At 64.0% G+C, this 13,767-nt stretch carries 12 protein-coding genes; 3 read left to right on the top strand and 9 right to left on the bottom strand.

All coding sequences use genetic code 11. From position 1 onward, the window contains the following. Positions 1 to 39: 39 nt before the first annotated feature. The 9 genes from LOY26_RS05070 to edd all read right to left on the bottom strand — a co-directional run bounded on the left by LOY26_RS05070 (position 40) and on the right by edd (position 10,744). A complete protein-coding gene (locus LOY26_RS05070) occupies positions 40 to 1,194 on the bottom strand; it encodes an ABC transporter ATP-binding protein (RefSeq protein WP_033701023.1) in 1,155 nt (384 codons plus the stop codon). A 3-nt stretch (positions 1,195 to 1,197) separates the two neighbouring features. Then, positions 1,198 to 2,043, bottom strand: coding sequence for a carbohydrate ABC transporter permease (locus LOY26_RS05065; protein WP_258714464.1), 846 nt, complete (start codon positions 2,041 to 2,043; stop codon positions 1,198 to 1,200). After that, on the bottom strand, positions 2,036 to 2,944 hold the full coding sequence (locus LOY26_RS05060; protein WP_186662939.1) for a carbohydrate ABC transporter permease: 909 nt from the start codon (positions 2,942 to 2,944) through the stop codon (positions 2,036 to 2,038). Before LOY26_RS05060 ends, LOY26_RS05065 begins: the two co-directional genes overlap by 8 nt. Before the next feature lie 71 nt (positions 2,945 to 3,015). Continuing rightward, a complete protein-coding gene (locus tag LOY26_RS05055; protein ID WP_186657160.1) occupies positions 3,016 to 4,302 on the bottom strand; it encodes an ABC transporter substrate-binding protein in 1,287 nt (428 codons plus the stop codon). A gap of 104 nt (positions 4,303 to 4,406) precedes the next feature. Beyond that, the gene (locus LOY26_RS05050) at positions 4,407 to 5,633 is read right to left on the bottom strand and encodes an AGE family epimerase/isomerase (protein WP_186657157.1); all 1,227 of its coding nucleotides are present in this window, start codon (positions 5,631 to 5,633) and stop codon (positions 4,407 to 4,409) included. A gap of 103 nt (positions 5,634 to 5,736) precedes the next feature. Beyond that, positions 5,737 to 7,191 (bottom strand): ATP-binding protein, encoded by a 1,455-nt coding sequence (locus LOY26_RS05045; protein ID WP_186662937.1) that lies wholly within the window; start codon positions 7,189 to 7,191, stop codon positions 5,737 to 5,739. Further along, positions 7,172 to 7,897 (bottom strand): two-component system response regulator GltR, encoded by a 726-nt coding sequence (gene gltR / locus LOY26_RS05040; RefSeq protein ID WP_186662936.1) that lies wholly within the window; start codon positions 7,895 to 7,897, stop codon positions 7,172 to 7,174. Before gltR ends, LOY26_RS05045 begins: the two co-directional genes overlap by 20 nt. 64 nt (positions 7,898 to 7,961) lie before the next feature. After that, positions 7,962 to 8,921, bottom strand: coding sequence for a glucokinase (locus tag LOY26_RS05035; RefSeq protein ID WP_186657151.1), 960 nt, complete (start codon positions 8,919 to 8,921; stop codon positions 7,962 to 7,964). Beyond that, positions 8,918 to 10,744: a phosphogluconate dehydratase gene (gene edd / locus LOY26_RS05030; RefSeq protein ID WP_186657149.1), complete on the bottom strand. Its 1,827-nt coding sequence runs from the start codon at positions 10,742 to 10,744 to the stop codon at positions 8,918 to 8,920. Before edd ends, LOY26_RS05035 begins: the two co-directional genes overlap by 4 nt. A gap of 263 nt (positions 10,745 to 11,007) precedes the next feature. Between edd and gap the strand changes: the two genes are divergently transcribed. From gap to LOY26_RS05015, 3 genes are all read left to right on the top strand, one after another. Then, positions 11,008 to 12,009 (top strand): type I glyceraldehyde-3-phosphate dehydrogenase, encoded by a 1,002-nt coding sequence (gene gap / locus LOY26_RS05025; RefSeq protein ID WP_186657145.1) that lies wholly within the window; start codon positions 11,008 to 11,010, stop codon positions 12,007 to 12,009. A gap of 136 nt (positions 12,010 to 12,145) precedes the next feature. Next, positions 12,146 to 12,658 carry an RNA polymerase sigma factor gene (locus LOY26_RS05020; protein ID WP_186657139.1) on the top strand — a complete coding sequence of 171 codons (513 nt, stop codon included), beginning with the start codon at positions 12,146 to 12,148 and terminating at the stop codon, positions 12,656 to 12,658. A gap of 91 nt (positions 12,659 to 12,749) precedes the next feature. After that, positions 12,750 to 13,712, top strand: coding sequence for a FecR domain-containing protein (locus LOY26_RS05015; RefSeq protein WP_033701038.1), 963 nt, complete (start codon positions 12,750 to 12,752; stop codon positions 13,710 to 13,712). The last annotated feature ends 55 nt before the right edge of the window (positions 13,713 to 13,767 follow it).

Here is a 13,767-nt window from a genome sequence, read left to right as displayed (position 1 = left end):
CTTTGCGTCCTCTTTTTTCTTATTGATGGTGTAGACGATTCAACGGCTCTTGAAGTGAGTCACGTTGTCCTTCACTGAAGCGTTGGCGGTGTCCAGGCTCAGGCGTTCACCGCTGGCGGCGTCAAACAGCAGTACCCGTGCCGGGTCGAACTGCAGGTTCAGGCTGTCGCCGACCTTGCACGCCACATCCGGCGCCAGGCGGCAGCAGACCTTGGTCTGGTTGAGGGTGACGAACACCAGCAGGTCCGGCCCGGTGGGCTCGGTAACCTGCACGTCGGCGCGGATGCCGGGCAGGCCATTGCCCTCCCCCGTGCCCAGGGCAATCTGCTCGGGGCGGATGCCGAGGATGATCTCGCGCCCGTCCAGTTCAGCGCCGGCCACACCCAACGGCAGCTCGCAACGCGCCTGGCCGCTGTCGAGCAGGGCCAATAGGCGCCCGTCCTGCCGAGCCAGGCGCACCGGAATGAAGTTCATCGGTGGCGAACCGATGAAACTGGCGACGAACTGGTTGGCCGGGTCGTTGTAGATCTGCTGCGGGGTACCGAACTGCTGGATGATGCCGTCCTTCATCACCGCCACTTTGTCGCCCAGGGTCATGGCCTCGATCTGGTCATGGGTGACGTACACCGTGGTGGTCTTCAGGCGCTGGTGCATCAGTTTCATTTCGGTGCGCATCTCGACCCGCAGCTTGGCGTCGAGGTTGGACAACGGTTCGTCGAACAAGTAGATCTTCGGCCGCCGCGCCAGCGCCCGGCCCATGGCCACGCGCTGCTGCTGGCCGCCGGAGAGCTGGGCAGGCTTGCGTGAAAGCAGGTGCTCGATCTGCAGCAGCTTGGCCACCCGCGCCACCTCCTCGTCGATGGCGGCCTGGGGCATCTTGCGGATCTTCAGGCCGAACTCGATGTTCTCACGCACGCTCATGGTCGGGTACAGCGCGTAGGACTGGAACACCATGGCGATGTCACGGTCCTTGGGGCTCATGCCGCTGACGTCCTGCTCGTCGATCAGGATGGCACCGCCGGTGATCTGCTCAAGGCCGGCGATGCAGTTCATCAAGGTCGACTTGCCACAGCCCGAGGGGCCGACCAGGATCAGGAACTCGCCGTCCTTGATCGACAGCTGGATGTCCTTGAGGGTGTCCGGCAAGCCGCTGCCGTAGGTCTTGTTCACATTGCGAAGTTCAAGCGTTGCCATGACTTACCCCTTGACGGCGCCGGCCGTGAGGCCGCGGACGAAATACTTGCCTGCCACCACGTAGACCAGCAGGGTTGGCAGGCCGGCGATCATTGCCGCCGCCATATCGACGTTGTATTCCTTGGCCCCGGTGCTGGTGTTGACCAGGTTGTTCAGGGCCACGGTGATCGGTTGCGAGTCACCACTGGCGAACACCACACCGAACAGGAAGTCGTTCCAGATCTGGGTGAATTGCCAGATCAGGCAGACCATGATGATCGGTGTCGACATCGGCAGGATGATGCAGCGGAAGATGGTGAAGAACCCGGCACCGTCCAGGCGCGCAGCCTTGACCAGCGCATCGGGGATGCTCACGTAGAAGTTGCGAAAGAACAGCGTGGTAAAGGCCAGGCCGTAGACCACATGCACTAGCACCAGGCCGCTGGTGGTACTGGCCAGGCCCAGTTTGCCAAGGGTGAACGAGGCCGGCAGCAGCACCGTCTGGAACGGCAGGAAGCAGCCAAACAGCAGCAGGCCGAAGAACAGTTGCGAGCCCCGGAAGCGCCACATCGACAGCACATAGCCGTTGAGCGCACCGATGGCCGTGGAGATCAGCACGGCGGGCACGGTGATCATGATCGAGTTCCAGAAGTACCCGTTGACCGTGCCCCACGCCTTGACCCAGCCGATGCCACTGACCACGGTCGGCCAGCTCAACAGGTTGCCGCTGCTGATGTCTTCGGGGGTCTTGAAGCTGGTCAGCAGCATGACCACCAGCGGCACCAGGTACAGCAGCACGGCAATCAGCAGTACCGCGTGGATGGCGATGCGGCTGATGCTCAACGCCGGTTTTTCGGCAGGGCTATGCATGGCGTTTGCTCCGCAACTCCGAATACAGGTAAGGCACGAGGATCGCCAGGATCGCCCCGAGCATGAGGATGGCGCTGGCCGAGCCCATGCCCATCTGGCCGCGGCTGAAGGTGAACGAGTACATGAACATCGCCGGCAGGTCGGACGAGTACCCCGGGCCACCGGCGGTCATCGCGGCCACCAGGTCGAAGCTCTTGATGGCGATGTGCGAGAGGATCATCACGGCGCTGAAGAACACCGGTCGCAGGCTTGGCAATACCACGGTCCAGTAGATGCGCGGCAGGCTGGCGCCGTCCATCTGTGCGGCGCGGATGATCGACTGGTCGACGCCGCGCAGGCCGGCGAGGAACATTGCCATGATGAAGCCCGAGGCTTGCCACACGGCGGCGATCACCAGGCAGTACACCACCCGGTCGGGGTCGATCAGCCAGTCCAGGCGAAAACCTTCCCAGCCCCAGTCGCGCAGCAGTTTGTCCAGGCCCATGCCGGGGTTGAGCAGCCACTTCCAGGCGGTGCCGGTGACAATCATCGACAGCGCCATGGGGTAGAGATAGATCGTGCGGATGAAGCCCTCGCGGCGGATGCGCTGGTCGAGCAACACCGCCAGCAGTACACCGATGGCCAGGCTGATGCCAATGAACAGCCCCCCGAACACCAACAGGTTCTTGCTGGCCACCCACCAGCGGTCGTTGTCGAACAACCGGGCGTATTGCGCCAGGCCCGCCCATTTGTAGGTTGGCAGAAAGGTCGAGGTGGTGAAGGACAGCACGAAGGTCCACAGGATGTAGCCATAGAAGCCCACCAGGACGATGAACATGCTCGGCGCCAGCACCAGCTTGGGTAGCCAGCGCTGCAGAGCGTCCAGGGGTGAGGCCCGCAGTCGGGCGGTAGTTGTGGTCATGATCTGCTTCCCAAACGATTGAGAGCTCCGCCCCCCATGGGGGCGGGCCTGGTTTACACCTTTGGGATCGATTACCGGGCCGACTTGATCGCCGCCGCCAGCTTCTTCGCCGCATCGGCCGGGTCGGCCTTGGGGTCGTTGATGTAGTTGGTCACCACATCGAAGAAGGCGCCCTGCACCGCCAGCGTGGTGGCCATGTTGTGCGCCATGCTTGGTTGCAGGCCACCGCTTTTGGCGTCGGCCAGGAAGTCCTTGGCAGACGTCTGCGCGCAGGCGTCGAAGCCATACTTGCCCATATCGGCAAGCATATCGTTACGCACCGGGATCGACCCTTTGTTGGTACTGAAGACCTTCTGGAAGTCCTCGCCCAACACTTTGCGGGCGATGTCCTGCTGGCCGGCAGCCGTGCCTGCGTCCTTCTGCTTGAACACCACCAGCGAATCGATGTTGTACAGGAACGCTTTGTCGGTACCGGGGAACGCGACGCACTGGTAATCCTTGCCGGCGGTCTTGTGCGCCAGGGTCCACTCGCTCTTGGCCCAGTCGCCCATGATCTGCATGCCGGCCTTGCCATTGATGACCTTGGCCGCTTCCAGGTTCCAGTCCTGGCCTTTGCCGTCAGGGTCCATGTAGGTGGCGACCTTCTTCAGCTCGGTCAGCGACTTGACCATTTGCGGCCCGGTCAGCGTCGCTTCGTCGAGGTCGACCAGGGCTTTCTTGTAGCCGTCCGCGCCCATTACCGACAGCACCACGCTTTCGAACACCGTGCTGTCCTGCCAGGGCTGGCCACCATGGGCGAGCGCAATGAAGCCGGCGGCCTTGAGCTTGTCGGCGGCGGCGTAGAATTCGTCGAGGGTGGTCGGCGCCTTGTCGATGCCGGCTTTCTTGAAGACGTCGGGGTTGATCCATAGCCAGTTGATGCGGTGGATGTTCACCGGTACGGCCACGTAGTCACCGTCGTACTTCACGGTGTCGGCGACTTTCTTGTCGAGCAGCGAGTCCCACTTCTCTTCTTTGGCGACATCCTTGAGCACATCCGTGTCGAGCAGGCCGGTGGCGGCCCACTCCTGAATGTCGGGGCCCTTGATCTGGGCAACGCCGGGCGGGTTGCCGGCCACGGCGCGGCTCTTGAGCACGGTCATGGCGGTGGCGCCGCCACCGCCGGCGACTGCACCATCCTTCCAGGTGAAGCCATCCTTCTCGACCTGGGCCTTGAGCACATCGACAGCCGCTTTTTCACCCCCCGAGGTCCACCAGTGCACCACTTCGACACTGCCTTTGGCGTCGGCGGCGAGGGCACTGAGCGGGAACAACGAGGCGAGGGAGATCGCGGCAGCGAGGCGGAGAGTCGAATTCATCGGAATACCTTTCTTGTTGTTATGCCGGGCAAGTCGATCGCTTGCATTGCATGGAGTCTAATCAGAGCGGTCGCTGCGCCAGGTAACGAAGCGATGCGTGAATGTCATCGTTTGGTTACATTGCGCGCCAGTGCGCTCGCCAGGCTCGGCGCCAACGGCAAGGTGGGCAACAGCACAGCCTGATAGGCGTGATAGAGGTCTGGCTTGCCTGCCCAGATAGCCGCTGCAGGCTGGTTGCCAGGGTCGAGTTCGTGGTGCCAGCTTCCACCGACGCGGTCGATGAAGTGGCTGTCGATGAATGCCCAGAAACAGCCATACCAATCCGCGTACTGCTGCTCACCGGTGCGCCGCAGCAAGGCTGCCGCACTGGCGCACGCTTCGGCATGCACCCAGTGCAGGCGCTCGCGCACCCTGGGCTGGTTGTCCCAGCCCAGGGTGTAGACGATGCCCTCGGCGCCATCGACGTTCCAGGCATGCCGGCAGGCGTTGGCGAACAGCGCTCGCGCACTGGCCAGCAGCCACGCCGGCGTAGACAACCCGGCCAAGTGCCGTGCGGCCTCCAGGTGCAGAAGCAGGCGTGACCATTCGAACGCGTGGCCAGGCGTCGTGCCATAAGGCCGGAAGTGATCGGTGGGGTTGGCCTGATTGTATTCAGGCAGCGGTTGCCAGTGCGCATCGAAATGTTCGACCACGCGGTAGTCGCTGGCAGCCGCATGGCCTTGAATGATGCGCTCGACGATGCGCAGGGCGCGCTGCAGCCAGAGCGCATCGCCGGTCACATCCGCCAGGGCGAGAAAGGCCTCGGTGGCGTGCATGTTGCTGTTGGCACCACGGTAGGCTTCCGGCTGCTGCCAGTCGCTGGCAAAGGACTCGCACAACGCCCCCTCTTCCTCGCTCCAGAAGCGTTCCTCGATGACCCGGATCGCCTCCTCCAGCACACCCTGCGCACCGCTGGCACCGGCTACCACTGCCGAGCTTGCGGCCAGCGCGACGAAGGCATGCAGGTAGGCCGCCTTGCCGTTGCCACCCTGCCCTTGCGGGCGATCGAACCAACCGCCGTGCGTGGCGTCATGCAACGGCCCGCGCAAGGCCTGTACGCCATGCTCCACCAATGCCAGGCAGCCTGGTACACCTTGGAGGTGCGCCAGGGCGAAGCTGTGGGTCATGCGCGCAGTTGTCAGGGTTTCGGCAAGGGCCGAGGGCGGCAACTGGCCACGGGCGTCAAGATTGGCGAAGCCTTCAGGCACTTGCGAGGCCATCGCGAACGCCAGCAGCCGCCACCCTTCGTGGGTGAGCCAGGCGGTATGTTCCAGCGAATCGATAGAGTCCATGCAGCCACGTCTTCCATGCCAGAGGTGTGCAGAGTCTAGCCAGCCGTCCTGGCTGGAATGTCACGAAGGCCTGCCGTTGTGTCACCGGTCAGTGACATGGCCATCAGTCCAGGCTGCGGGGTAGATGAAGGGTCACGCGCAACCCGCCCTCGCGCAAGTTCAGCAGGCTGACCTCCCCGCCATGGCTATGGGCGATGTTGCGCGCAATCCCCAACCCCAACCCGTACCCCTGCTGCTGCCCGGCCAGCCTGAAGTGCGGCACGAACACCTGCTCCTGCTGTTGCTGCGGCACCCCCGGCCCCTGGTCATCCACCTGCAGGACAAAGCCCTCGTTGCTGTCGATGATGCGCAGGCGTGCCCGCTCGCCATACTTGATGGCGTTGTCGATCAGGTTGCCGATGCAGCGGCGCAAGGCCAGCGGCTTGCCCGGGTACGGCGCCAGCGCCTGGCCTTCGACGGTGATGCGGCCATCGCCAAGGTAGGGCTCGGCGAGAATCTCCAGTACCTGGTTGAGGTCGACCGGCTCGATGTTCTCGTGAATGTCGGTGTCTTTTACGCACTGCAAGGCGCCTTTGACCAACAGCTCCAGTTCATCCAGGTCTTGGCTGAACTTGGCTTGCAGGCGCTCATCTTCCAACAGTTCGACACGCAGCCGCAGGCGGGTGATCGGCGTGCGCAGGTCGTGGGAAATGGCGCTGAACAACTGGCTGCGCTCGGTCAGGTAGCGGCTGATGCGCTCACGCATGCTGTTGAACGCCCGCCCCACCTCGACCACCTCGCTACCACCGCCCTCGGGCACTGGCGCCACATCGGCACCCAGCGACAGGTCCCGCGCGGCGCGCGCCAAGCGCTTGAGCGGCCAGCTTTGCCAGTGCACCAGCAGGCCGATGAACAGCAGCAGCAAGGCCGTCGTCATAACGATGAAGCCGATTTGCTGACGCGGCAGGCGTTCGGCTTCGAGGCTGGTATACGGCTCGGGCAGCAGCGAGGCGATGTACAGCCACTCGCCTTCGCCCAGGCGAATCTGCGTGACCAGCACCGGGGGGTTGAGTGGCTCCAGGGTCAGCGAATAATGGGCCCAGGAGCGCGGCAGCTCATCGAGCTTAAGGCCGCTGTTGAAGATGCGCAGGTCATCGGGGGCGACGAACTCCACGGAAATCTCCATCTGCGCGCCCAGCCGCTCGTGCAGCACCTGCTGGAACACATCGATGACCGCCTGCTTGCGCGGTGTTATGGGCAATACCGGCATGTCCAGCGGCTTGTCGTTGAGCGACACGAAAAAACGCGTACCGCCCATGCTGCGCAACTGGTCCAGCACCATCGGCCGATAGGCCACTGGCAAAGAACGGAAATAACTGACGCTGGCACTCATCGAATGGGCCAGGCTGCCGGCACTGGCGCGCAAGCCTTGCAACTGGCTGGCACGTAGCTGGGCGACCCAGATGACGCTGGACAAGCCCTGCGCCAGCAGTACCACCAGCAAGGTCAGCAGCAGCATGCGCCCCAGCAGCGAGCGTGGCAGCAGGCGCCAACGCCGCTCAGCAAGCACAGCAGACATGGGCAGCCAGCAGGTAACCACTGCCACGCACAGTGCGGATCAGCCGCGGCGGCTTGTCGGTGTCGCGCAAGCGCTGGCGTAGGCGGCTGACCGCCATGTCGACGATACGGTCCAGCGGCATCGGCTCACGGCCACGGGTGGCATTGCCGATGGTGTCACGGTCGAGGATCTGCTGGGGGTGATCGAGAAAAAGCTTGAGCAAAGCGAAGTCGGCGCCAGACAAGATCACCTCTTCGCCATCGCGGTGGAACAGGCGGTGGCTAACCGTGTCCAGGCGCCAGTCGTCGAAGGCCAGCACGGCACTGCTCGGCGCCGCCTGGCCGAACTCGGCACGGCGCAACAAGGCCTTGATCCGTGCCTGCAGCTCACGCGGGCTGAAGGGTTTACCCAGGTAGTCGTCGGCGCCCAGTTCCAGGCCGATGACCCGGTCGGCTTCGTCGGAGCTGGCGGTGAGCATGATGATGGGCACCCGCGCCTGGCGCGGGTGCTGGCGCACCCAGCGGCACAGGCTGAAGCCGTCTTCATCGGGCAGCATCACATCGAGGATGACCAGGTCGCAGGCGGTGCTTTCCAGGGCCTGACGAAAGCCCTGCCCGTCGGCCTCGGCGTGAACCTGGAAGCCGGAACGGCTCAGGTAGGTTTGCAACAGCTCACGGATTTCCTGATCGTCGTCGACCATCAGGATGGATTTACCGGCAGTGCTCAAGGTGTCCCGCCCTCTTGTTGTCACAGGTCTTTCGCCTGCTGTTTCGATATTGGGCTGCTTCGCTCTATTGATCCAGCACCTGCTGCAAAGCCACCCCCGCCCCCAGCAACCCGGAAAACTCCGCCGTCACCAGCCACACTGGCACCCCGGCAAAATACCCGCTCATGCAGCCCTTGTCGGCCAAGCTCGCGGCAAACCCGCTACGCAAAAACAGCTCGGCAAACCGCGGGATCACACCGCCGACAATGTAAACCCCACCCCGGGCGCCCAGGGTCAGAACATTGTTGCCCACCACCCGCCCCAGGAAGCGGCAGAATTGCTCGACCACCGCCAACGCCCGCGGTTCGCCGCCCAGGGCGGCATCGGTAATATCGGCTGGGGTCTTGTGTCGCGGTATGTCGCCGTCCAGTGCGCAGATGGCTTGATACAAGCGCACCAGGCCACCGCCACTGAGCACCGTCTCGGCACTGACATGGCCAATCTGGCCATGAATCTGCTGGTGGATCGCCGCCTCACGGGCATTGCCCACCGGCAGGTCGACATGCCCACCCTCACCCGGCAATGCCTGCCAATGCTGTTCACCCAGGCGCAGCAGGCTGCCGACACCAAGGCCGGTACCCGGCCCGATCACCAAAGCAGGCCGCAGCGGGTCCGCCTGGCCAGGGCAGACTTCGCGGAATTCGCCCGCTTGCAGGCGCGTCATGCCCAAGGCCATGGCCGTGAAATCGTTGATCAGCAACAGCTGCTCGACCTGCAAGGTCTTGCAGAACGCACGCCGGCTGAGCCGCCAATGGTTGTTGGTGAAGCGAAACTCATCGCCATCGACCGGCCCGGCGACGGCCAGGCACACCGCCGACAGGCCGCCACGGGCAATGCCCTGATCGTGCAGGTAGGCTTCAATCGCCTGCTCGGGGCTTGTGTAGTCAGCGGTGGCGAAGACCTTCACCTGGTACAGCTGGTTGTCACGCCACAACGCAAAGCGGGCATTGGTGCCACCGATGTCGCCAACCAGCAGGTCCTTCATTTGAGGTTCTCCAGGGCCGAGGTAAAGGCGCTGGCGCCTTGCTCGGCCGAGCTGAACGCCATGCGCATGAAGCCGAACAGCTCGCGCCCGCAACCCAGGTCGTTGCCCTGAGGTGCTGGCGGCAGGTCGCGGCTGGCCAGTTCCTCGGCCGACACCTTGAGCTGCAGCGTGCCTTCGACACCATCGACCCGCACGATATCACCATCGCGCACCCGTGCCAGCGGCCCACCGTCAAAGGCTTCGGGGCAAACGTGGATGGCAGCCGGGATCTTGCCCGACGCGCCCGACATGCGCCCATCGGTGACCAGCGCAACCTTGTAGCCGCGGTCTTGCAGCACACCGAGGAACGGCGTCAGTTTGTGCAGCTCCGGCATGCCGTTGCAACGCGGCCCCTGGAAGCGCACCACGGCCACGAAATCGCACTCCAGCTCGCCGGCCTTGAAGGCGTCGGCCAGCGACTGCTGGTCGTGGAATACCCGCGCCGGGGCTTCAACCACCTGATGCTCGCGAGCGACTGCGGAAACCTTCATCACCCCACGCCCAAGGTTGCCTTCCATCACCCGCAGGCCGCCTTCGGCCGAGAATGGCCGCGCTACCGGGCGCAGGATGGTCTCGTCCAGGCTGTGCAGCGGGCCTTCGCGCCAGACCAGCTTGCCGTTGTCGAGGAATGGCTCCTGGGTGTAGCGGCGCAAGCCGTGGCCCGCGACAGTGTTGACGTCTTCGTGCAGCAACCCGGCATCGAGCAGCTCGCGGATCAGGAAGGCCATGCCGCCAGCGGCCTGGAAGTGGTTGATGTCGGCTTTGCCATTGGGGTAGACATGGGACAGGGTCGGCACCACCTCGGACAGGTCGGCCATGTCCTGCCAGGTGAGCTGAATGCCCGCCGCCTGGGCGATCGCCGGCATGTGCAGGGTGTGGTTGGTCGAGCCGCCGGTGGCATGCAGGGCGACGATCGAGTTGACCAGCGACTTCTCGTCGACGACCTCGCCCAGTGGCATGAAGCTGCCGCTGGCCTTGGTCAGGCGCGTGACCTGCTGCGCGGCCTCGGCAGTGAGCGCATCGCGCAACGGCGTATAGGGGTTCACGAACGAGGCGCCTGGCAGGTGCAACCCCATCACTTCCATCACCAGCTGGTTGGTGTTGGCGGTGCCGTAGAAGGTGCAGGTGCCGGGGCTGTGGTAGGAGTTCATCTCCGACTCCAGCAGCTCCTCGCGGCTGGCCTTGCCCTCGGCATAGCGCTGGCGCACGTCGGCCTTCTGCTTGTTGGAGATGCCCGAGAGCATCGGGCCACCTGGCACGAAAATGGTCGGCAAGTGCCCGAAACGCAGCGCGCCCATCATCAGGCCGGGGACGATCTTGTCGCAGATGCCGAGCATCAGCGCGGCGTCGAACATGTTGTGCGACAGGGCCACGGCGGTGGACATGGCGATCACTTCACGGCTGGCGATGGCCAGCTCCATGCCCGGCTCGCCCTGGGTCACGCCATCGCACATGGCCGGCACGCCGCCGGCGAACTGGCCGACCGAGCCGACTTCTCGCAGGGCCTGTTTGATCTGCTCGGGGAAGTGCTGGTACGGCTGGTGCGCCGAGAGCATGTCGTTGTAGGCCGAGACGATGGCGACGTTGGCCGCATTCATCAGCCGCAGGCTCTGCTTGTCCTGGGCGCCGCAACCGGCCACGCCGTGGGCAAAGTTGGCGCACTGCAGGCTGGCACGCATGGGTCCGTCACTGGCCGCGCCGCGAATCAGCTGCAGGTAGCGTTCACGGGTGGCACGGCTGCGTTCGACCAGCCGTTGGGTGACCTCAAGGATGCGCGGGTGCATGTACTGGACTCCAGGCTAACTGTATGGGCGGCTTACCGGGCATTTCCCCTCCAAACGATTGCGACCTAGGCTCTAGAAAAGGGCCTTGGAGGCATCGCTGAGAGGCCTGCCCGACCACTCGTTGTATGTTTAAACAAAATACTGCCACTAAAAAGGCTTGTTTTCTATCTGATAGTGAATAATCTTGTAATTCCAACAACAAAACCGTTTCAGTGAAGCCCCTTTGTGCCACAGGCCTCACTCGGACCGCCAGAGGTAACGCCATGACCCTTCGCATCGCCATCAATGGATTCGGCCGCATAGGGCGCAATGTCCTTCGCGCACTGTATACCCAAGGCTACCGCCAGGACCTGCAGGTCGTCGCCATCAACGACCTGGGTGACAGCGCCATGAACGCCCACCTGCTCAAGTACGACAGCGTGCACGGCACCTTCGACGCCAGCGTCGAAGCCGATCATGAAAGCCTCACGGTCAATGGTGACCGTATCGCGGTCAGTGCCATCCGCAACCCGGCCGAGCTGCCCTGGAAGGCCGAAGCGATCGACGTGGTATTCGAATGCACCGGGCTGTTCACCGACCGGGCCAAGGCTGCCGCGCACCTGGCTGCAGGGGCTGGCAAGGTGATCGTCTCGGCACCGGCCAAGGGGGCTGACGCCACCGTGGTGTACGGGGTCAACCATGACGTGCTGCGCGCGTCGCACCAGATCATTTCCAATGCCTCCTGTACCACCAACTGCCTGGCGCCGATCGCCCAGGTGCTGCACCGCGAGTTCGGCATCGAACAAGGCCTGATGACGACCATCCATGCCTACACCAACGACCAGGTGCTGACCGACGTCTACCACAGCGACCCCTACCGTGCGCGCTCGGCCACCCAGTCGATGATCCCGAGCAAGACCGGCGCCGCCGAAGCCGTGGGCCTGGTGCTGCCGGAACTGGCCGGCAAGCTGACCGGCATGGCGGTAAGGGTGCCGGTGATCAACGTGTCGCTGGTGGACCTCACCGTCAACCTCAAGCGTGACGCCAGCGCCGACGAGGTCAACCAGCTGTTCCAGGAGGCCAGCCGGCACTCCAAGGTATTGGGCTACAACGCCTTGCCATTGGTTTCGTGCGATTTCAACCACAACCCGCTGTCGGCGATCTTCGATGCCAACCATACCCGGGCCAACGGGCGCATGCTCAAGGTGCTGGCCTGGTACGACAACGAATGGGGCTTCTCCAACCGGATGCTGGATAACTGCCTGGCGTTGTGCAACGCACGCTGAGCCCACTTGGCCCTGTCGCCGGCGTGCCGGCGACAGGGCCGAACGGCAATCTTTACCTTTACTAAACACATCCAGGCTTGACCTTTGGTACAGATGATAAGCATTATCATTAACCTTTCGTCGGCCAGGTCCCCCTGTGAGTCAGTCCCGGTTCAACTCCGTTTTCCTCGTCCAGCGCCTCACCCTGCTGCGTACCCTGCAACGCATGGTGGGCAACCCCAGCACGGCCGAGGACCTGCTGCAGGAAACCTACCTGCGGGTTTCCCGTGCGCTGAGCGAACGGCCCATCGAACATATCGAACCGTTCGTGTTCCAGACCGCGCGCAACCTGGCCCTCGACCATTTGCGCGCACGCCGGGTGCAGTCCCGCATGCTGGTCGACGACGTGCCCGACGAGGTGCTGCACAGTGTCGCTGCGCCCGCCAGCAGCAGCGAGGACGCCGCCCACGCCGAGCAGTTGCTCAAGCACCTGAGCGTCAGCCTCAATCAACTGAGCGAGCGCCAGCAGCGCATCTTCATCCTCAGCCGCCTGCATGGCGCCACCTACCTGGAAATTGCCGAGCAACTGAACGTCTCGGCCAGCACGGTGCAGAAGGAGTTGAAACTGATCATGGCCATCTGCATGGGCGTCGCCGACCGCCTCAAGTGATGCGACCGTCGGCCAGCCGGGCAACGCAAAGCACTTGCCACACCCGACCTTAGCCTTGATGATTCGTGAACAACCCTTGCAAGGATTCACCGTGACCGACCGCCCTGTCCCTCGCCCGACACCTGCCGGGCCCAACGCCCGTGCCCGTGCCATGGACGAGGCACTGGACTGGCTGGTACGCCTGCAATGCGCCGATGCGCACGACGCCCAGGCCTTCGAAGCCTGGCTCAGCGCCGCACCGGAAAACGCCGAAGCCTATGTTGAAGCAGAAGCGCTGTGGAATGGCACGCCATTGCACCAGGCGGCCGCGCAGCTGCATCAGGGCCAACGTCGATCCCTGCGCGGGCGCCTGCGCAGCCACTGGAAGCCCTTGGCCACCGCCGCGGTGTTGTTGATCGGCCTGTTCACCCTCGGCAACCTGCCCATGCGCCTGCAGGCCGATCACCTGACCGTGGTGGGCGAACGGCAGCGCCTGCAACTGGACGACGGCGCCAAAGTGTTGCTCAACACCAACTCGGCGTTCGCCAGTGACCTGCGAGAAGGGCGCCAGGTCGCGCGCCTGCTGCAGGGCGAGGCCTACTTCCAGGTGCCCGAGGGCGCGCAAGGGCCGCTCGAAGTCCAGGCCGGCCCGCTACGGGCCCAGGTGCGTGACACCGACTTCGCCGTGCGTTACCTCGACGGCGAAGCCCAGGTGCGGGTGCAGCGCGGTGATGTCGACTTGCAGGCCGCCAGCGACCAGCGCATCCGCCTCAGCGCCGGCGACAGCATCAGCGTCGGCCCCCAGGGCTTTGGCCAGCGCCAGCGCGCGGACATGCAAAAGGACCTGGCCTGGATCGACGGCCGCCTGGTGTTCGAGAACTGCCCGTTGAGCCAGGTGCTGGCCGAGGTCAGGCGCTACTACCCGGGCTGGATCATCAACCGCAATGCCGGCCTGGAAGACGTCGCGGTCACGGGCAACTATCGCCTCGACCAACCGCTGGAAACCCTGCGCGCCCTGGCCCACATCACCTCTGCCCAGTTGCACGAATACCCCGCTGTGGTGATTCTCAACTGAGTTGCCACTGCAGGTGCTGCGACTGCGATAAATTATTTTTACGCAATCGCGCTAC

The organism is Pseudomonas sp. B21-047, assembly GCF_024748775.1.
Taxonomy (GTDB): domain Bacteria; phylum Pseudomonadota; class Gammaproteobacteria; order Pseudomonadales; family Pseudomonadaceae; genus Aquipseudomonas; species Aquipseudomonas capeferrum.
This window is presented reverse-complemented; position numbering and strand designations above follow the sequence as displayed.

Excerpts from the sequence above, each read along its gene's own strand:
- LOY26_RS05070 (WP_033701023.1), bottom strand. The coding sequence starts at position 1,194 with ATGGCAACGCTTGAACTTCGCAATGTGAACAAGACCTACGGCAGCGGC.
- gap (WP_186657145.1), top strand. The coding sequence starts at position 11,008 with ATGACCCTTCGCATCGCCATCAATGGATTCGGCCGCATAGGGCGCAAT.
- edd (WP_186657149.1), bottom strand. The coding sequence starts at position 10,744 with ATGCACCCGCGCATCCTTGAGGTCACCCAACGGCTGGTCGAACGCAGC.
- LOY26_RS05050 (WP_186657157.1), bottom strand. The coding sequence starts at position 5,633 with ATGGACTCTATCGATTCGCTGGAACATACCGCCTGGCTCACCCACGAA.
- LOY26_RS05035 (WP_186657151.1), bottom strand. The coding sequence starts at position 8,921 with ATGAAGGACCTGCTGGTTGGCGACATCGGTGGCACCAATGCCCGCTTT.
- LOY26_RS05060 (WP_186662939.1), bottom strand. The coding sequence starts at position 2,944 with ATGACCACAACTACCGCCCGACTGCGGGCCTCACCCCTGGACGCTCTG.
- LOY26_RS05055 (WP_186657160.1), bottom strand. The coding sequence starts at position 4,302 with ATGAATTCGACTCTCCGCCTCGCTGCCGCGATCTCCCTCGCCTCGTTG.
- LOY26_RS05065 (WP_258714464.1), bottom strand. The coding sequence starts at position 2,043 with ATGCATAGCCCTGCCGAAAAACCGGCGTTGAGCATCAGCCGCATCGCC.
- LOY26_RS05045 (WP_186662937.1), bottom strand. The coding sequence starts at position 7,191 with ATGTCTGCTGTGCTTGCTGAGCGGCGTTGGCGCCTGCTGCCACGCTCG.